Origin of the sequence: Chitinophaga polysaccharea (assembly GCF_007829335.1) — a bacterium.
Classification (GTDB): Bacteria; Bacteroidota; Bacteroidia; order Chitinophagales; family Chitinophagaceae; genus Chitinophaga; species Chitinophaga polysaccharea_B.
Genome location: NZ_VIWO01000001.1, coordinates 1,376,798 through 1,395,751 on the forward strand (window position 1 = coordinate 1,376,798; position 18,954 = coordinate 1,395,751).

The following is an 18,954-nucleotide window of genomic DNA, read 5'->3' on the forward strand; positions in this document are numbered from 1 at the left end:
AAATTTATTGCCATTTGGCAGCGATCATAGCGGCTACGCGTTCGCCGTCCATGGCGGCCGATACGATACCGCCGGCGTATCCGGCACCTTCTGCGCAGGGATATAGTCCGGCCACCTGTGGGTGTTCGAGGGTGTCGTTGTTGCGGGGAATACGTACAGGTGAAGAGGTGCGTGATTCGGTAGCTACCAGTACGGCATTTTCCGTGTAATAGCCTTTCATTTTGCGTCCAAATGCTTTAAAGGCGCCGGCGAGGCGCTGGTGTACTACTTTAGGCAGTACGGTACGCAGGTCGGCGCTTTGCAGGCCTGGGATGTAGGAGCATTCGGGCAGGGAGGTGGATATTTTTTTTTGGACAAAATCGGTCATGCGTTGCGCGGGAGCTACGAAGTTGCCGCCGCCGGCCACATAGGCTTTTTTTTCGACCGACTGCTGGAAGTACATACCGGCGAGGGGGCCGTGTTGCGCGAAGGGAGCGAAGTCGGCTTCATCTACCGTTACCACCATGCCGGAGTTAGCGAAGGGGTTGTTACGTTTGGAGGGTGACCAGCCATTGACCACGAGTTCGCCGGGGTCGGTGGCTGCTGGAGCAATGATGCCGCCGGGGCACATACAGAAAGAGAATACGCCTCTTCCTTCTACCTGTTCTACCAGGCTATAGCTGGCGGGTGGCAGGTATTGGCCGCGGGCGTCGCAGTGGTATTGGGCGCTATCGATCAGGGCCTGTGGATGTTCTATCCTGACGCCGAGTGCGAATGGTTTGGCTTCCAGCAAAATGTTTTGCTGGTGGAGCATGATAAAAATATCGCGGGCGGAGTGGCCGGTGGCGAGGATCAGTTGTTTGCCTTCAAACACTTCTCCCGAGGCGGTTTGTACGCCGGTAACGGCGCCGTTGCTGATGCGGATGGCACTTACCTTTTGCCCGAAGTGTACTTCTCCTCCGCTGTTGATAATTTGTTCCCGCATGGCGGTGATGATATGCGGGAGTTTGTTAGTGCCAATATGCGGGTGCGCATCGATCATGATTTTATCTTCTGCGCCGAAGTGTACGAATATATTGAGGATACGGTTAATATCTCCGCGTTTATTAGACCGGGTATATAGTTTTCCGTCGGAGTAGGTACCCGCGCCGCCTTCGCCGAAGCAGTAGTTGGAGTCGGGGTTTACGATACCGGTTTTATTGAGTGCGGCGAGGTCGCGGCGTCTGTCTTTTACGTTCTTTCCCCGTTCGAGGATAATGGGTTTGATACCTGCTTCGATGAGGCGTAATGCGGCAAAGAGTCCTGCGGGGCCGGCGCCGGCGATAAGTACGCGGGGGGCATTGGCGGGCAGGGATGGGTATACCGGGTGGGGATGTTGTTTTTCAACAAATGGCTCACTGATAAAGGCCTCGAGAGTAAGTATGAAGAACACTCCCTGCCTGGAGCGCGCGTCTATAGAGCGTTTGAGCAGGTTGAATCCCGTGATGTCCGTAGGTTTTACACTCAGTGCAGCGGCTGCATGTGCTATGATAGATGTATGAGAGGCGGCATCTGCCGGCAGTAGTTTGAGAGATATTTGTTGTATCATATTAGCAGGGGCGAAGATAGGAAAGAAAAGGCTAAAGCATAAAGCAGAAAGCAAAAAGCTATTGTGGAGAAGAGCTTAGCGAGTATTTAAAATTCGCTTCGATCAATCTCCACAATAGCTTTTTGCTTTTTTCTTTATGCTTTTATGCTAATTAGAACGGTAAATCGTCTCCACCGTCGCCGGCTGGCATTTGCGGTGTATTGTAGTTAGGTTGTGGATCTGCGCCGGGAGCGGGAGCTGCCATTACAGATTCCATGCGCCATGCATCCAGGTTAGTGATGTAATTTACTTTACCATCTTTCTCCCACCGGGTGCCTTTGATATTGAAATAAACTTTAACGTTTTCACCTTCATTGAACCGGTCTACAATACCAGTGCGGTCTTGTACCGACTGAAATTTAATATAGTTGTTAATAACACGGCCATTGATGTCGTCAGACTTCTCAATAACGAACTCTCTTGTTTTAAAAGTTTCGCTACGCTGTACCGTATTGTACTTCACAATCAGCTTTCCGGTAATTTCAAAACTCATAGAAAAATTATTTTAAATTCAGAAGGGTCAAAGATAAGGTATTCGACTTAGTGCGGGCAAATATTTTTTATTAATACCAGTGCGCGCGGTTATAATTAAATACTTCCATAATTACTACCCCTAAACACATTTTTTTAAATGGAGATACTAACATAGTTTTGCACCCTCTCCGGAAAAAGTGTGAATATCTCACACTTTACCAGTGGACGATTTTTTTTGTTGACAAGGATACAATATTATTTTATCAGTTATATATCCATATTTATGATAAAAAGGAGAATGACCAGGATAAAGGTACTGTTAATCAACGGGGTTCATAGTAGTGAAAACCTTGTCACGTCTGGGTTGTAAAGCCCCGGCAGCAGCGGAAAGAGGAGTTTAGGCAAACTGTAATCAGGATAACATAAACAAGGGTAGATAAATTTTTTTTTTCAACATTTTCTACAGATATTCGTCATCCTGTCTGAAAATTTTTCAACTTCCTGCGTTGGGGAATTTCGAATTCGAGAACTAAGCATCCTTAATTAAGAAACAACTAATTTTTTTTATCTCAATGAATAAAACTTGCGAACAAGTTTGGGAAAAGTGTCTTAATATAATTAGGGATATAGTAGAATGGCAGCCGTTTAAGACATGGTTTGAACCAATTAAACCCATTAAACTTGAAAACAATGTTTTAACCATCCAGGTCCCCAGCCAATTCTTTTATGAATACCTTGAGGAGCATTATGTGGGATTGTTAGGAAAAACCATCAAAAGAGAATTAGGAAAAGAAGCCCGGTTGGAGTATCGCATTGTAGTCGAGAACGGTACACCACATCAGCATCCCAGAACTGTAAACATGCCCACGCAGTTTACCAAACCTCAGAAAGACAATGAAGTAGATTTCCCTTTAACGATTCACAACCCGGTGAAGAATCCGTTTGTTATCCCGGGCATTAAAAGGGTGCAAATTGATTCACAGCTCAATCCAAATTATACGTTTGATGCGTATGTAGAGGGAGACAGTAATCGTGTAGCCAGGCGTGCGGGTAAAACCGTGGCAGAGAAGCCCGGGGGCACTTCTTTTAATCCGTTGGTAATATACGGAGGGGTAGGTCTTGGTAAAACGCACCTGGCACAGGCGGTAGGTAATGATGTTAAGCGCATTCACCCCAATAAGGCGGTGTTATATGTGAGCGCAGAAAAATTCATCAACCAGTTTATTGATCACTCCAAGAATAATATCATTAACGATTTTATTCACTTCTACCAGTTGATTGATGTATTGATTGTAGATGACATACAATTCTTTGCGCGGGCGGAGAAAACGCAGGATGCTTTCTTTGCGATCTTCAACCACTTACACCAGTCAGGTAAGCAACTGATCCTCACCTCTGATAAGGCGCCGAAAGACCTTGACGGTGTACAGGAGAGGCTGTTGAGCCGTTTCCGCTGGGGATTAAGTGCAGATATCCAGATTCCTGATTTTGAAACCAGGATGGAAATCCTGGAAATGAAAATGCGGAACGACGGACTGGAAATGCCGAAGGAGGTAGTGAAGTATGTAGCGTACAATATTCAGACAAACGTACGTGAACTGGAAGGCGCATTGATTTCATTGCTGGCACAGTCGTCGCTGAACCGTAAGGAAATAGACCTGGAGCTGGCCAAGCGGGTATTGAAGTCTTTTGTAAAAACGTCTTCCAAAGAAATTACGATAGAAAGCATCCAGAAAATGGTATGTGAATACTTTGACGTACCATACGATAAGTTGCTGCAGAAAACACGGAAACGTGAAATTGTGCAGGCCCGGCAGATTACCATGTACCTGGCGAAATCATTTACCAAAAACTCTTTGAAAACGATCGGTGAACATTTTGGCGGACGGGATCACACAACTGTGATACATAGTTGCCAAACCGTAAAAGACCTGATGGATACAGATAATAATTTCCGTGACAGCGTGATTGAATTACAGCAGAAAGTACAGTTGGCCGCTATGTAAGGCCTATCTCCCCCCAATAACCTATTTTAGTGATGCCATTCTTCTTTAGAATGGCATCACTTTTTTATGATATGTAAATGGCCATGGTAGCGTGTTTAGATAGACAGATAATGGTATGGTTTTCAAATTTTTTATAAAAAAATGAAAATGCTTTTGGAGAATATAAAACTTTGTTTATTTTTGCAACCCCTTCTGGGAAATACGGAGAGATGCCTGAGTGGCCGAAAGGAACGGTTTGCTAAACCGTCGTACGGGTTAAACTGTACCGAGGGTTCGAATCCCTCTCTCTCCGCAAAGAAGCATATCTAAAATAGCTAAAGCTTGTAGAACATGGTTTTACAAGCTTTTTTTATTATATTACGAACCAATCATTTATCTATACCAAGGTTCGATATTTTATTCTACTATTCCAGTTGATTTCATCCAGGATTTTTGTCAACCCGCCCCAGTAATCGACAGATATAATAAGCATCATCATCCGAAATCGAATGACGTATACGCAAACCTCAAAATAATTATCTATATGCATTACAGGCAATCGATGATCACTCAACAGGCATCCACGCGCATGAAAGACAATAGTGAGGATGCAGTCGCATCTACATAATTGCCCTTCATACGGAGCACGGCACAGCTACATCTTCAGGATGCGGAAGTTGATCCCGCGTCAATCATACCAAGAATCAGTATTACCGGAATAAGACCAGGCGCTGCTAATTAAGCATACACAGCCCACGTGGCGGAAAAATTGATTGTTGAATGAGTACTTTTCCTGCAACTATTGATAGTAGTATTGCAAAGGGAATATCTTTTCTATCCAGGCACCAGCTTCATCACGGAGAATTTCTCAATTATGTATCCAATAGAGAAGATATAACCGGGGCATGCTCCTCCATAAGCATTACTTATAATACATCGCTTATCTGTTACTCCCTGTCTTTTTTATCTGATTATCCGGAAGCGGAGGAAATGATAAAAAAGTCGATTCATTTTTTAACTGCCCACCGGCAATATGGGGTATGGAACTTTCTTAGTAAAACACAAATAATGTTTCCCTGGCTGCCATTTGACGTGGATAGCACTTCCCTGGCTGCATGGGTATTGAGGGAACGGAATCTGCATCAGGAGAGCGACAGGATAGCCACCAGGATCGTATTGGCCAATCGAAACCGGAAGGGGCTTTTTTATACCTGGATAGTACCCAGGCTAAGTTCGTCCTACAGCCTGCGTTTTTTGCGTATCGCAGCACATGTTTTATTCAGTCCTGTATGGCATTTCGTTTACTGGTATCAAACCAATTGCAGCTATTCTGATATAGATGCCGGCATCAATGCCAATGTTTTGTTTTATCTGGGAGATATACCAGCAACGCAACCGGTGGTGGATCTCCTTGTCAATATCATCCGGGAAAATAAGGAAGCTACCTGCGATAAATGGTATAATAACCCATTTGTAATCTATTATTTTTTCTCACGGAATTATTGCCATGGTATCCATAAACTAGAGGCTATCCGGCAACCTATTATTGACAGGATACTTTCCCTTGCACACCGTGATGGTAGGTTGGGTAGTACTTTGCTGGATACGGCGCTCGGGGTATGTACCTTGCTGAATCTACATCACAGTTCGTTGGTATCAGACAAAGCAGTGCAATATATTATCTCCGCGCAATACGAATATGGAAGCTGGGAGCGATGGTCGCATTATACCGCCGGCAATGAACATACACATTTTGGATCGGAAGAAATCACTACTGCTTTTTGTCTGGAAGCCCTGGTGAGATATCGGAAAAGTAAAATAGAATGATTTACTGCCAAAAATAATCAGCTAATGAAAAGTATACGCCGAATTGCGATTATTACCAGTTGTGAAGATGATTGGGGAGGCTGTGAGGAGCTATGGTGTAGAAGTATTCCCTACCTGCAGCAAGCAGGATATACCTTATCCGTAATTAGAAAAAAACTTAACAGGCAGCATCCGGAATTTATCCGATTGGCCAAAACAGGTGTAACCCTTTTTGATTTGTGTACTTTTTCGAAAGAAGATAAGGTACATAAAGCAGCAAAGTTACTATATAAGATATATGGAAAGTTATTTGGTGTTGAATACATTTTATCCCCGCCATACCGGTTTAAAAAATGGCTCAAGAACAATACACCCACGCTTGTAATAGTAAGTCAAAGTATCAACTTCGACGGACTTAGGTATGCCAGTGTATGTCATGAGTTGGGTATTCACTATGTGATTGTATCGCATAAAGCGGTAGATTTTTACTGGCCGGCCCAAAGTGACCGAAAATATATGATCAGGGTGTTTAGAGATGCCCTGCATTGCTTTTTTGTGTCAAAGCATAACCTGTTGCTGACGGAAGAGCAGTTTGGCATACGCTTTAATAATGCCTCGGTCATCTTTAACCCATTACGAGTAGAGCGCTTGGTCCCTTATCCCCAAGTGGTGAACGAATTCCGGCTGGCCTGTGTAGGACGGTTGTTCCTCTTGGATAAAGGGCAGGACATTTTAATAAGAATTATGGCAAGCCCTCTTTGGAAGAATAGAAACTTGAAAATATCCTTTATCGGGAAAGGAATAGACGAAGAAGGATTAAAAGAGATGGCGGCCTTATTAAACGTTGATAAGGTTGAATTTAAAGGACAGATAACTGATTTCAGCAAGATCTGTGAAGAGCACCATGCATTTATACTACCATCCCGTAGCGAAGGAATGCCATTGGTAATCGTGGAGGCCATGGCCGCAGGCCGAATGGTAATTGCCAGTAAAGCCGGCGGGAACGGTGAAATGATAGAGGAAGGGGTTACCGGCTACCTGGGGCTGGCAAGTGAACCGGATTTTGAAGCAGCGATGGAGCGCGCCTGGAATAACCGGCATCGCTGGCATCTCATGGGGCTTGCGGCCTCTCAGCGTATAGCCCACCGTATCCCTTTATCTCCGGAATCGGTATTTGCGAAGAAAATAATTTCACTCACGGACAGGCAGGTCTTTTCAAGCATCTGAGCTAACATGGGCAAACAAGTGAACATAAATTTTTATCATCGAATTGTATATCCAATGAATGACTCGATTACATTCCCTCTGGTATCCGTTATTATTCCCACCTACAATAGGGCGGCCTCAATCAGTGATGCTATAGAAAGCGTGCTTTATCAAACTTATCCCAATGTACAGTTGATCGTAGTAGACGATGGATCTACAGATCTAACTGAGGAGCTGGTGCGCAAATACAAAGAGGCGGAATACATTCTGCAGACGCACGGTGGGCAAGGTAAAGCCCGTAATAATGGGCTGGCGTATGCGCAGGGCAGTTATATTGCCTCCCTTGACTCCGATGATATATGGCACCCTTGCTTTTTGGAAAAGTGTATTGCGCAACTGGAAAAGCAACAACTCGATTTCGTATTTGCCAACTGGTTGCACGTTAAAGATGAGCGACGGGGGTACGACTTTTTTCTGCATGCCAGGTTCCTGCATCCATATGCACATGGTAAAAATGACGCGTGGATAAATCTGGATAATGAGCAATTAAGATCATTATATACCGATGTATGTCCATCTCCGTCATCGTCGCTGGTACTTCGCCGATCTTCCATGAAAAATGGATGGAATGACCAAGTGAATATTGCCGATGATTGGTGTTTGCTGCTGGATATTATATTGTCGAAAGCATGCAAGGCATCCTTTACTTTTGAAAGGCTATGGATTAAACAAAGAGACGGAAAGAATATTTGTGATGGCCGGGACTATTTTGAATTAATGGAATTATTGTATGGAAAGGATTTGGAAACTGTTCTCGCGTTATTCAGCCATAAACTGACTGAAGAGGAATTGGGTACAATTCGGTATAATAGGGCTAAAGCATTCATTTGCTATGCCATCAGGCAATTTAAGAGAAGAATTGTCGCCTCAAAAAGTATACGAATGCCATTCAAAAGACCGCCCATCTCTTCTTCTGTTTTTTTATTAGTTATTATTGAATTGACAAAAATGAGAATCAGGAAAGTATGGAGTAAATATGTGAGGAAAAAAGCTCCATATACAATGGACCTGATACCTATACCAGATTTTACGATAAATGGCAAATTAAATGCTTCCTCCAGGACGTAAAATTATCAGTATGCGATTCAGAAAAATCATCCGGATGCATGATTGGTGGATCAGTAAAATGGCGCCGGTATTGGCAGTAGGATATGCTACTGTTGCGATGAATAATGGCTCTTTGTTTAAGTCAATTACCGGGATACTGATTGTCTTGTCTTCATTGATAGTAGGGGCAATTTATGTGAGCATTATCAATGATGTAACAGATATTGCCATCGACAACCAGGCCGGTAAGTATAATTATATGGCACGGCTGCCGGCATCATTTCGGATCATGATTCCGCTGTGCTGTGTATTGGGAGGCATTGCATTTATGTGTTTTTTTTATCCGGATATACCGTCTCTCCTATGGTATGGCTTATCGTGGATCGCCTTTAGTTTGTATTCTTTCCCACCTGTACGCCTTAAAGAGAGAGGAATATTGGGTGTATTGGCAGATGCAGGGGGAGCACATCTCTTCCCTACCTGCCTGATGGTGGCGGCTGTCAGCTATTTCATGCATTGGAAAGTTGAGTTTTACTGGTTCATGATTGTGGCAGTGTGGGCATTGGCATTGGGATTGCGCGGGATTTTGTGGCACCAGTTTCGCGACCGTAATAATGATTTGCTGACGGGCGTAAATACTTATGCCACGAGCATAAATCCTCAACAATTTAAATACTGGCAACGGGTTATACTGGTTTTTGAAGTATTGGCTTTATTTATTATACTACTGATGCTCCACTACTGGATGGTGGGAACAGGATTGCTATTGTACCTGGTATGGTCATTACTTCAATATAAATTATCAGGAAGGAAGCCCGTTATTATACAGTCCGTATATAATAGCAATACTCTGTTGGTAATGACAACCTATTACCAGGTTTTCTTCCCGCTTTCATTATTGATAAAGTTTGCCATTGATCAACCTGCCGGCTGGTGGGTATTGATGCTACATCTGTTGTTATTTTCCAGATACTTGCTAGAAACTTTCCGCCCTGTATTTAACATTAATAATTATCGGCGGCTATGGCGGCTGCGTAGGCAAGTTGTTAAAGCCGGTGATGTTATATAGTACGTTATCATGACACTATCTCTTCCGTAAACCCACTCTTATCCGTAATCGTTCCACCATTATTCACCAACACCTGGCCTGATTTCGCCCCTGCTGTTACATTGGTGAGCGGCGTACTTCCGCCGGCACTCACTACAATAGCATGGGCATTCGGTCCCTGGGCGCTGATCAGACCTGCTACCTGGATATGTTCCAGTTTACCTCCATCGATCGTATAGGCATCTACGTTAGCACCGTAGGTGGTAATATCTCCCTGTACGGCAAAACTTTCAACTGCACCGCCAGGTTTGATACTGAAAGCTATGGCGGGGAGCGGCATGAGTACACCTTTTACGAGGGTGTTGCCAATACCGCCATGGGTCGTAATATTTTCCGCAATGTGGATACTGCCGATAGGTTTACTGATTTGTATGCCGATGGAGCCATCGCCGTGGGTGGTAATGGATTTGAGATGAATGTTTTTAACGGTGCCGTCATATTGATTGAAGCCCCGGGCACCTGGTCCATGGGTAATGATTTCTTTTTTGGCAGTGAAAGTATCCACGGTGCCGAAGTTAACGAAGCCAATGCCGCTGGGACCATGAGAGATTAGCTGTTCCTGGGCAGTCCAGGTATCTACAGCGCCCCAGGTGTCGAGTACCATATCATTTACGCCATAGGTTACAATTTCGCCGTGATGAACTACTGTTTTCGCTTTTACCCCAAATACAATAAACACGGCCGCGGTGATCATATCGGCAGTGCCGTAAGGAAGCATGCCGTTGGAATAGATTGCGCCCGTAGTGAGTTTTTGAAGGGTAACCCATCCCCCGTTATCACCAAATCCGCTGATGAAAATTCCTGAGCCAATGACCGGGGCATTTTTCCGGCCTATTGTGATATCAGTCAACCGGGCCTCGATGTGGCTGGCGGTATCTCCATTAAAATTATATACGGTAAAAGCACCCTGGTAAACATTTACCCCGTATTTCTGTGGTTGTTCGCTGTAGCGGCGGGCATCGCAGGACACAATGTCTATGTCACCGGCGTGCAGTACCAGGCGATGGGTACCTTGCCGTATCATCACCGATACCTGCCCGGTAATACATAGATTATGCAATGTGATCGTGCCCATATCAGGGTGACCAGTATGCGAAAAAATAGCCCTGCAGGAAGGAGTAGTCATAATGGTCAGGTCTCTGATGGTGTTATTGGCAGTGATGCCAATGCCATCACTGTTATTAAAGCTGAGCATACATTTATCCTTATCGGTGCCACAGAGCGTATAGCCAGGTGGCAGCGTAATAGCATATGGACAAAGAATAGACGTTTGCAGTTGCAGGGTTTGAGGCTGATGATGGGCCAGTGCGGTTAGCAGGTCGGTTAGCGAAGTTATTTTGGTAGTCATAACAGAGGATGTTGGTTCATTAATAACGCGCTGCCCGGCAAATAGTTTTACAGCAAGAGATGGCGCAATAATCCGGACAATACGCTGAGACCTACCAGGTACAGGATATTGATCCGGTATCGCTGAAGGAGTACCAGGGAGATAATGATCCAGGCCGTTGCCCACTGAATACCAGGTAAAAAGTTTGTTTTTGACGCCTTATTTAGGCTCTTTTTGAGAAGATTTTAAAAGATGAATTCGTACTTTTTATAGGAAGCTGTTTTTCTTTTTAAGCAGATTTTAAGCCCCGGTTCGCCAGGTTCTGATGCACTGGCAAGAAAATTGGATTACGGGCCATACAAAAACAAATTACACACATGAAAAAGTTAATTGCTGCAATCGCCATCATGCTGGCGGTGTCTCCCGTTTTCGCACAAACAGCTACACCTGCCCCTGCTGCCGCCAAACAGGCGCCTGCTAAAGCCCCTGCTGCCCCTAAAGTATTACCAGCTCCGGAAAAACGCGCTATCGCCTACACAGATGAATTAAAGACGAAATTAAATCTCACAGATGATCAATATAAAAAAGTGCTGGATGTAAATACAGAATGCATCCGTCGTAAAGATGCGGCCAAGGCAAGCGGACAAAAAGGTGGTTTTAAAGAAATTTCGGCCTACCGTAAACAACAATTCCAGACCATTCTGACGCCTGATCAGCTGGCAAAGCTGAAGGATATAAATGCTCAGCATGCACAGAAAGGAGCAAAAACAGATGGAGAAAAATAGCCAGTTATAGAACAGTTATAAGAAGGGAACAGTACTGCTGTTCCCTTTTTTTGTATACAATACCGGACGGGACATGTGCTACTTTCGAACAATTGCATAAATTTTATATGTATAAGTGGTTTGTCTAAAATTATTTTAATTATTGGCACCGTATTTTCGCCCCGAAAAAGTATCTCAATACATTAGGGTATGTTCAGGAGTTATTTGAAAACCACTTTCAGGAGTCTTTTCAGGAATAAGCTTTTTTCAGGGTTGAACATTTTAGGACTGGCTGTTAGTATGGCCTGTAGTATCCTTATTTTTCTATGGGTACAGGATGAAAGGAGCTATGATAAATTTAATGAGCACGCAAATGACATATATCGCCTTACCGCCCGGGTGTCGGATATTGACGCAGCAGTAGTGCCGGTGCCCATTGCCATGGCTGTGAGGGATGAGGTGCCGGCGATTAAAAATGTGACCCGGTTATCTTCTCTCCAATGCATGGTTACAGCGGGCACGCAAAAGTTTGACGAAAAGCATATTTACTATGCCGACAGCAATTTCCTGCACATCTTCACTTATCCGCTACTACTGGGAGATGCTGCTTCCCTGCTCACTCGCCCCGAAGAGGTGGTGCTGACGGAAGCCAGCGCCACTAAGTTTTTTGGCAGTCCCCAACTTGCGATGGGCAAAACATTGTATATCGATAATAACTATAAAGGAAATGATTTGCTGGTGACGGGTGTGCTAAAAGATATCCCGCAGAACTCCCATCTGCAGTTCGATATGTTGGTACCTATCCAACAATATGATAAGGTCATAAACCAGCAACAGGCATGGGGCAATTTTGATGTGTATACTTACTTGCAGATGAATGAACACTTTCGTGCCACTGCCCCTGCGTTAGCCTCTCTGCAGCAACAAATCATGAACACTTACCGCAAGCATGATGATTCTAAAACCAATGGTACACTGTTTTTGCAGCCCCTGACAGATGTCCATCTACGTTCCCATTATATGCTGGATGTACCCGGACAGGGGAATCACCAGCAGGTATTGATTTTTTCGCTGGTAGCCATGTTTATATTGGCCGTTGCGGCTATCAACTTCATGAACCTGTCTACTGCCTTGTCGGGGCAACGTGCCCGGGAAGTGGGTATGCGTAAAACACTGGGCGCTTTTCGTTTTCAGCTGATGCTACAATTTTTAAGTGAGGCGGTATTGTTATCTTTTATCTCGCTGGCAATTGGCATCATCATCGCCTGGGCGCTGATGCCGTTGTTTAATCAATTGTCGGGCAAAGCAATGGTATGGCACTTGCTGAACGTAAAAATGTTAGGCATATTGTTAGCCATCGCCGTAATAGTAGGATTGCTGGCGGGTAGTTACCCTGCGCTATTCCTGTCTTCATTTAACCCTGTTAAAGTGTTAAAGGGCGTAAAAATGTTGCATGGGGGAAAAACGTATTTCAGGAATGGGCTCATTATTGTACAATTTGCCATTGCGGTAATCCTGATGGTGAGCACTGTTGTGGTATACAGCCAATTGCAGTTTATCCGCACCATGGATATCGGCTACAACAAGGAAAATCTCCTGTACGTGCCTATTCCCCGTGTGGGCGACCTGGTACAGCATCAGCAGGCATTTAAAACGGCTATGAGCCAGTATCCTGAAGTGGATAACTATAGCTTTGTGAGTCATTTGCCTACCGATATGCCTACTGGTACCAAGGCGGTACGGTGGGAAGGGAAAACACCTGACGATGATATTGTTTTCCCGCAAATGTGGACAGATGATCATTTTATCGGTACGTTTGGTATGCGGATGAAGTCGGGGCGTTTTTTTTCAGAAAATTTTAAGGGAGATAACAATAACTATGTGGTCAATGAAAAGGCGCTGAAAGCCATGCGGATAGCTCCTGAAACGGCGGTAGGGAAAAGGTTGACCCTCGACAGCAGAGCCGGACAGATTATAGGTGTAGTCAAAGATTTCAATTTTAAACCGATACAACAGCCGATACAACCGCTGATTATCAGGAATGGTAGCGATGGCAATTTTAATGGTAACACGGGTTATGTGGTTTTGAGAACCACACCTGCCAATATGAGTCAGCGTTTGGCGGTCATGAAAAAAGTTTTCCAGCAGATCTATACCGATTTCCCTTTTTCATTTGGGTTTGTAAACCAAGACCTGGCCAACCTATACGTGGCCGAACAGCGGATGGGGAAATTATTCAATGTTTTTTCTGCACTCTCCGTTCTGATCTCCTGCCTGGGTTTATTTGGGCTTACCACATTTGCCACGCAGCAACGTATTAAAGAAATAGGTGTGCGGAAGGTGCTGGGCGCCAGCGTATCAGGCATTGTAGGCATGCTGTCGAAAGATTTCATTAAACTGGTATTGTGGGCGCTGGTCATTGCTTTCCCCGTGTCGGCCTGGATGATGAACAAATGGTTGCAGGATTTTGCCTACCATATCCGGCTACATTGGTCGTTTTTTGCGGCGGCCGGCGTCGCTGCCCTGGTGATTTCATTTCTAACTGTGAGCTACCAATCGGTAAAGGCTGCGATGGCCAATCCCGTTAAAAGTTTAAGATCCGAGTAGAAATATAACACCTGAAAGTTGCTGTGGTAGCTGATTCTTCTATATTTTTAAAATTTATAGAGAAAAAAATTTGTTTTTATGTTAAACAATTTCCTACATTTGCACTCCGCAATTGAAGCAAGGATATCGCCACAAGGGCTGTCTATATTGCCAGAACGCGGACTAAGAAGGGATTTCGGGGCGTAGCGTAGCCCGGTATCGCGCCTGCTTTGGGAGCAGGAGGTCGCAGGTTCGAATCCTGCCGCCCCGACTTAGCAAGAAGCCTACTCAGAAACGAGTAGGCTTTTTTGTTTTTGGGAACGTTTGTTATTTGGGAATGCTGTTGGTATTGCCGTACCGCAGAAAGCAGCAAGGTCGCAGGTTCGAGTCCTGCCGCCCCGACTTAAAAACAAAGAAGAGGCTGCATCATAAGATAAATGGTAAAGCCTCTTCTTTGTTTTGCCTCATTTGCAATCGTGATTACTACTGTGTTTCCACACCGCACTACGGATAGGTTTCCACGAAGTCGCAGATCCTATCTATGATAGGGTAAGCTGTCCGGTTAATTTTTTATCTTTTCTATTTTAAATATTTTTCTGAATACTTTTGCTCCCAATCAATAAAAGCACATATATTACTGTATTATAACTATCGACATAAAAATAAAATTGCGTCATAATGGAAACAATCGACAATCGAAAAATGGTGATAATTAACTCTTTCGAGGAATATAGCATGTATCTTGGAAAAGAATTAGGCATTTCCAACTGGCATAAAATAGACCAGGAACAGATTAATAAGTTTGCAGACGCTACACTGGATCACCAATGGATTCATACAGACGAGGAAAAAGCTAAACGCGAGGGTCCATTCGGTGGAACGATCGCACACGGCTACTTAACATTGGCATTAATCCCATATCTGTGGAAGCAGATTGTAGATGTACGCAATATTAAAATGGAAATAAACTATGGTATAGAGAGTTTTAAATTTGGCCAACCGGTTTTGGTGGACAATGAAGTGCAGCTAAAGGCTAAACTCAACACGATAACCAATTTAAGAGGGGTGACCAAAGTTATTATCGAAGCCACACTGATGATTAAAAATCAGCCGAAGCCGGCTTATACTGGTAATGTTGTCTTCTTGTATCATTTTGTGTAATATCCGGAAGGAATTCACGAAATCACAATTTTACATTTCTGGAAAATAAGAAAACCTGACGCCAAAGGTCCATCTCGTAGCAAAGGGATATATTGATTATGTATTTGCTTTCGCTATTTTATAAGTCCTTGAGTTTGTATTAAATTCCTTGTCAACAGGTACGAACCTGGTCCGGTCATCCCGATTTAGAAAGAAGCCTACCCAGAAAAGAGTAGGCCCTTTGTTTTTTGGGAAGTTTGTTACTAGCTATTAAAAGCCTGCCTGAACTCAACTGGCGAAAAATTAGTTTTGGTTTTGAACAATTTGCTGAATGACTGCGGGTGCTCAAACCCCAGCTCATAAGCAATCTCGCTTACCGACAATGCAGTGGTGGATAGCTTTTCTTTCGCCCTTTCAATTAGTGCTTCGTGAATATGTTGTTGGGTACTTTGCCCTGTAAGCACTTTTAGCAAACCGCTCAGGTAATTGGGCGAGATATTGATTTTTTCGGCAATATAGGTTACGGTTGGTAAGCCATATTTAGCGATGTCTTCACTGTTAAAATATTCGGAGAGTACCTGTTCCAGGCGGTCAAGCACTTTATGATTATTGATCTTGCGCGTGATGAATTGGCGGTGATAAAAACGCTCGGTATAAGTAAGCAGTAATTCTATTTGTGCGATAATGATATCCTGGCTGAATTTATCTACGTTGGATCGGCATTCCTGGTCTATTTGCTGCATAATGCCAATAAGTGTGTCTTCCTCCCTGGATGAAAGAAACAAGGCTTCGTTCACTGAGTAATCGAAAAATTCATATTTTTTGATGGTTTTAGCCAGCGGCGTGTTCCAGAGAAAATCGGGATGGATAAGTAGATTCCATCCCGTATGTTCCGGCTGTTGTGTCTTATCAATTTCAATCCTCAACAGTTGTCCCGGTGACATACAAAACATGATTCCTTCATTAAAATCGTATTCCTGCTGCCCATACTTCATTTTTATATGGGCGTTTCGTTTAATAGCAATGGAATAAAAGTCCATTATTCTGCTTACCGGCTCATCATACGTAAGTTTTACATCTTCAAACCTCGTTACGCTCACCAGTGGATGCGCCGGTTTAGGCAGTTGCATAAGCTCGTGGAACTCGCTAATGGTTTTAATGCGTATGGGTTGCTGATTTGCCATGATGTAATGTACTTAATTGTGGTTGTATGCTGCAGCAAATGCTTTGATAAACTCCTGCAGTTTTACCTTGCCGGGCGTAGGTTTGTGCTTTTCATAGTCTTCGCCTAATAAACCTGTGTGAATACCAGCACCTAATTCAACCAACAAATCGGCAATTGCCGGCGGCATGCCATGCTCCAGCATGTTGTTCTTTACTTGCTCGTTGGTAAAAGTTACCCATTGAAGGCCTGGTTTGCCAATGGCTTCGCCAATTAACCGGGCTACTTCGTTACAGGTATGTTCATCACTGGCTATATAGCGTACGTTGCTTCCGGCGTTAGCGGCTGTTAGCTCCTCGGCAGCAGCTGTTGCAATATCCAGTGGAGAGACCATTATCAGTTTATCATCGCCGCCAAAGTTGGCGCCGATAATCCCCTGCGCTTTTATCATCCCCAGAAAGTTATATAAGTTATAATAAAAGTAACCCGGACGAAGACAGCTAACAGTAATGTCTTTCAGCTCATTCAAAATTTGTTCGGCATAGTAGGATCCCCTGATAATGCCGTTGCCCTTTTCGAGGTGTGCGCCGTAACTGCTGAGGTAAACAATGCGGCGGAGGCCTGTGCTCTTTGCAGCCTCTGCATAGGCGTTGGCTATATGGCGGTAATAACCGATCATATCTGTAGCGCCAAAGTTAGGAGGCGTCATGCCATAAAGGGCATCTGCGCCAGCGAAGGTGGTTTTTAAAAACGCCACGTCTTCTACCGACCCGATGGCGGCCTTTGCGCCTAAAGTTGCTATTGCATGTTGTTTGTCTGCTTTACTGCTGATAATGGTCACATCATGACCTTTCGCTATCAGTTCCTGTGCCAGGGGCTTGCTGATATGGCCCAATGAACCTGTTACTATAATTTTCATAATCTTAATTTAGTAACACAAATATCCAGCTGTAAACGCAGGTATGTTTAACCAAATCTATGATTGTCGTAGCCAAAAATAAGGGTAACGAGGGATATGAAGCAATGCCGGATGTACGGTTTCATAGGAATTATTTCCGCCTTCCGTTCAGCCTGGCGGATTCTTTTTTAATTAAAGTGTTAGATTGACAATTATTAATTTGAATTTATTATTTTCGACCCATGGGAGCTACCCGGCTCCTGCATAAATTCCATGTCAGTCAACACAACATTAATACCATGAGGCGATTAGCAGCATTTTTGATCATTACCACCCTATTTACACAGCAGGTACGAAGCCAGGATTTTCATCAATGGGCGCCGGGCCCTCCCATGGGCTGGAATAGCTGGGATTGCTATGGCCCCACGGTAACAGAAGCAGAGGTAAAGGCAAATACCGATTATATGGCCAAATATTTAAAATCATCTGGCTGGCAATATGTGGTGGTGGACATCAGGTGGTATGTTGGCAATGATAAAGCGCATGGGTACAATGAAACAGATCCCACCTATAATATAGATCAGTATGGGAGATTTGTACCGGCAGTAAACCGTTTCCCGTCCGCAAAAAATGGCCAGGGATTTAAGCCCCTGGCTGATTATATCCATAGTAAAGGATTGAAATTCGGTATTCATATTATGAGAGGAATACCGGTGAAAGCGGTAAATGAAAACCTTCCCATCAAAGGGAGCACTGCTCGCGCGGCCGATATCTATTCCAAAGAAGGACAGTGCCTCTGGTTGCATGATATGTATACCATATTACCAGAAAAGGAAGGCGCCCAGGCATACTATAACTCTCTCTTTGACATGTATGCGGAATGGGGGCTGGATTTTGTAAAAGTAGATGATCTTTCTTCTCCTATTTACTTTGCCGGCGAAATAGAAATGATCCGGAAAGCTATCGACCGTACCGGCCGGAAGATTGTGTTTAGCTCTTCTCCGGGCGAAACGCCTGTGGATCATGCCGCCCATGTACAACAGTATGCCAATATGTGGAGAACCGTGGGCGACTTTTGGGATAACTGGAAACAACTGAAGGAACACTTCCAGGTGTTTGAACGCTGGAATAAATGGAGAGCGCCCGGCGCTTATCCCGACGGTGATATGCTCCCCCTTGGCCGTATAGGTATCCGGGCAGAACGCGGGCACCCACGCATGAGCGCCTTTACAAAAGACGAGCAATATACCCTCATGACATTATGGACTATCTTTAAATCGCCCTTAATGTTTGGAGGTAACCTCCCGGATAATGATCCTTTTACGTTATCCCTGCTCACCAATAAAAACGTTTTGAAAGTGTTAAATACCAGCACTAACAATCGTCCGCTTTTCACAGAAGAAGATAAAGCTGCCTGGGTGGCGGAAGACCCGGCCAGTGGTCGGAAATACCTCGCCGTGTTTAATACGGCCGATCATCCGGCTACCCCGGCTTCGGCAGTAGCGGTAAACCTGGCAGAATTGGGCATCAAGGGGAACTGCGTCATCACAGATCTATGGTCAGGTAAAAAGATGGGTAGCTTTTCCGGCACTTTTTCGCCGGTAATTGCCAGCCATGGCGCCGGCTTATACAGCATTGAAGAAAAACATAAATAATACCAGCACCGCCCTATCCTTTGAACCCGTGGGTAAGGCGGTTTTTCTCCGTTTACTTCTCCAGCTACAGTTTAAACAGTGGCACTTTTTCTTTACTTACCCATTCTGGCTGCTGTAGCCATTTGAAGAC

General features: G+C 44.3%; 14 protein-coding genes and 2 tRNA genes. 11 read left to right on the forward strand and 5 right to left on the reverse strand.

Annotated features, from left to right (window positions below; all coding sequences use genetic code 11):
* Positions 1-4: 4 nt before the first annotated feature.
* Both FHW36_RS05845 and FHW36_RS05850 read right to left on the reverse strand, forming a co-directional pair.
* Positions 5-1,567, reverse strand: coding sequence for an NAD(P)/FAD-dependent oxidoreductase (locus tag FHW36_RS05845; protein ID WP_145663726.1), 1,563 nt, complete (start codon positions 1,565-1,567; stop codon positions 5-7).
* Between the two features lie 151 nt (positions 1,568-1,718).
* Positions 1,719-2,099, reverse strand: coding sequence for a DUF3127 domain-containing protein (locus FHW36_RS05850; RefSeq protein WP_145663729.1), 381 nt, complete (start codon positions 2,097-2,099; stop codon positions 1,719-1,721).
* 553 nt (positions 2,100-2,652) lie between these two features.
* On the opposite strand from FHW36_RS05850, the gene dnaA reads away from it, so the two are divergent.
* The 6 genes from dnaA to FHW36_RS05880 all read left to right on the forward strand — a co-directional run bounded on the left by dnaA (position 2,653) and on the right by FHW36_RS05880 (position 9,253).
* Positions 2,653-4,086 (forward strand): chromosomal replication initiator protein DnaA, encoded by a 1,434-nt coding sequence (gene dnaA / locus FHW36_RS05855; RefSeq protein WP_079469646.1) that lies wholly within the window; start codon positions 2,653-2,655, stop codon positions 4,084-4,086.
* 203 nt (positions 4,087-4,289) lie between these two features.
* Positions 4,290-4,378, forward strand: a tRNA-Ser gene (locus FHW36_RS05860).
* A 755-nt stretch (positions 4,379-5,133) separates the two neighbouring features.
* A complete protein-coding gene (locus FHW36_RS05865) occupies positions 5,134-5,892 on the forward strand; it encodes a hypothetical protein (RefSeq protein ID WP_145663731.1) in 759 nt (252 codons plus the stop codon).
* 24 nt (positions 5,893-5,916) lie between these two features.
* Complete coding sequence (locus FHW36_RS05870) at positions 5,917-7,098, forward strand: glycosyltransferase (RefSeq protein WP_145663734.1); 1,182 nt, start codon at positions 5,917-5,919, stop codon at positions 7,096-7,098.
* A gap of 6 nt (positions 7,099-7,104) precedes the next feature.
* Positions 7,105-8,205: a glycosyltransferase family 2 protein gene (locus FHW36_RS05875; protein ID WP_145663738.1), complete on the forward strand. Its 1,101-nt coding sequence runs from the start codon at positions 7,105-7,107 to the stop codon at positions 8,203-8,205.
* Positions 8,206-8,215: 10 nt separating this feature from the next.
* A complete protein-coding gene (locus tag FHW36_RS05880; RefSeq protein ID WP_186452315.1) occupies positions 8,216-9,253 on the forward strand; it encodes a UbiA family prenyltransferase in 1,038 nt (345 codons plus the stop codon).
* A 7-nt stretch (positions 9,254-9,260) separates the two neighbouring features.
* Here FHW36_RS05880 and FHW36_RS05885 read toward each other — a convergent pair whose 3' ends face one another.
* Positions 9,261-10,640: a hypothetical protein gene (locus FHW36_RS05885; RefSeq protein ID WP_186452316.1), complete on the reverse strand. Its 1,380-nt coding sequence runs from the start codon at positions 10,638-10,640 to the stop codon at positions 9,261-9,263.
* A gap of 356 nt (positions 10,641-10,996) precedes the next feature.
* Between FHW36_RS05885 and FHW36_RS05890 the strand changes: the two genes are divergently transcribed.
* The 4 genes from FHW36_RS05890 to FHW36_RS05905 all read left to right on the forward strand — a co-directional run bounded on the left by FHW36_RS05890 (position 10,997) and on the right by FHW36_RS05905 (position 15,130).
* A complete protein-coding gene (locus FHW36_RS05890) occupies positions 10,997-11,404 on the forward strand; it encodes a hypothetical protein (RefSeq protein ID WP_145663744.1) in 408 nt (135 codons plus the stop codon).
* Positions 11,405-11,593: 189 nt separating this feature from the next.
* Positions 11,594-13,990 carry an ABC transporter permease gene (locus FHW36_RS05895; protein WP_145663747.1) on the forward strand — a complete coding sequence of 799 codons (2,397 nt, stop codon included), beginning with the start codon at positions 11,594-11,596 and terminating at the stop codon, positions 13,988-13,990.
* Between the two features lie 176 nt (positions 13,991-14,166).
* Positions 14,167-14,240: transfer RNA gene (locus FHW36_RS05900), tRNA-Pro, on the forward strand.
* A 407-nt stretch (positions 14,241-14,647) separates the two neighbouring features.
* Positions 14,648-15,130 (forward strand): MaoC family dehydratase, encoded by a 483-nt coding sequence (locus tag FHW36_RS05905; RefSeq protein WP_246121081.1) that lies wholly within the window; start codon positions 14,648-14,650, stop codon positions 15,128-15,130.
* Between the two features lie 242 nt (positions 15,131-15,372).
* Here FHW36_RS05905 and FHW36_RS05910 read toward each other — a convergent pair whose 3' ends face one another.
* Positions 15,373-16,293 (reverse strand): helix-turn-helix domain-containing protein, encoded by a 921-nt coding sequence (locus FHW36_RS05910; RefSeq protein ID WP_145663750.1) that lies wholly within the window; start codon positions 16,291-16,293, stop codon positions 15,373-15,375.
* A gap of 12 nt (positions 16,294-16,305) precedes the next feature.
* On the reverse strand, positions 16,306-17,190 hold the full coding sequence (locus tag FHW36_RS05915) for an NmrA family NAD(P)-binding protein (RefSeq protein WP_145663753.1): 885 nt from the start codon (positions 17,188-17,190) through the stop codon (positions 16,306-16,308).
* 278 nt (positions 17,191-17,468) lie between these two features.
* Here FHW36_RS05915 and FHW36_RS05920 point away from each other — a divergent pair, with 278 nt between their 5' ends.
* Positions 17,469-18,824: a glycoside hydrolase family 27 protein gene (locus tag FHW36_RS05920; protein WP_145663756.1), complete on the forward strand. Its 1,356-nt coding sequence runs from the start codon at positions 17,469-17,471 to the stop codon at positions 18,822-18,824.
* Positions 18,825-18,954: the final 130 nt, after the last annotated feature.

What these genes read in the sequence shown, in the direction of transcription:
- FHW36_RS05845 (WP_145663726.1), bottom strand. Translation starts at nt 1,567, where the DNA reads ATGATACAACAAATATCTCTCAAACTACTGCCGGCAGATGCCGCCTCT.
- FHW36_RS05850 (WP_145663729.1), bottom strand. Translation starts at nt 2,099, where the DNA reads ATGAGTTTTGAAATTACCGGAAAGCTGATTGTGAAGTACAATACGGTA.
- dnaA (WP_079469646.1), top strand. Translation starts at nt 2,653, where the DNA reads ATGAATAAAACTTGCGAACAAGTTTGGGAAAAGTGTCTTAATATAATT.
- FHW36_RS05865 (WP_145663731.1), top strand. Translation starts at nt 5,134, where the DNA reads ATGTTTCCCTGGCTGCCATTTGACGTGGATAGCACTTCCCTGGCTGCA.
- FHW36_RS05870 (WP_145663734.1), top strand. Translation starts at nt 5,917, where the DNA reads ATGAAAAGTATACGCCGAATTGCGATTATTACCAGTTGTGAAGATGAT.
- FHW36_RS05875 (WP_145663738.1), top strand. Translation starts at nt 7,105, where the DNA reads ATGGGCAAACAAGTGAACATAAATTTTTATCATCGAATTGTATATCCA.
- FHW36_RS05880 (WP_186452315.1), top strand. Translation starts at nt 8,216, where the DNA reads ATGCGATTCAGAAAAATCATCCGGATGCATGATTGGTGGATCAGTAAA.
- FHW36_RS05885 (WP_186452316.1), bottom strand. Translation starts at nt 10,640, where the DNA reads ATGACTACCAAAATAACTTCGCTAACCGACCTGCTAACCGCACTGGCC.
- FHW36_RS05890 (WP_145663744.1), top strand. Translation starts at nt 10,997, where the DNA reads ATGAAAAAGTTAATTGCTGCAATCGCCATCATGCTGGCGGTGTCTCCC.
- FHW36_RS05895 (WP_145663747.1), top strand. Translation starts at nt 11,594, where the DNA reads ATGTTCAGGAGTTATTTGAAAACCACTTTCAGGAGTCTTTTCAGGAAT.
- FHW36_RS05905 (WP_246121081.1), top strand. Translation starts at nt 14,648, where the DNA reads ATGGAAACAATCGACAATCGAAAAATGGTGATAATTAACTCTTTCGAG.
- FHW36_RS05910 (WP_145663750.1), bottom strand. Translation starts at nt 16,293, where the DNA reads ATGGCAAATCAGCAACCCATACGCATTAAAACCATTAGCGAGTTCCAC.
- FHW36_RS05915 (WP_145663753.1), bottom strand. Translation starts at nt 17,190, where the DNA reads ATGAAAATTATAGTAACAGGTTCATTGGGCCATATCAGCAAGCCCCTG.
- FHW36_RS05920 (WP_145663756.1), top strand. Translation starts at nt 17,469, where the DNA reads ATGAGGCGATTAGCAGCATTTTTGATCATTACCACCCTATTTACACAG.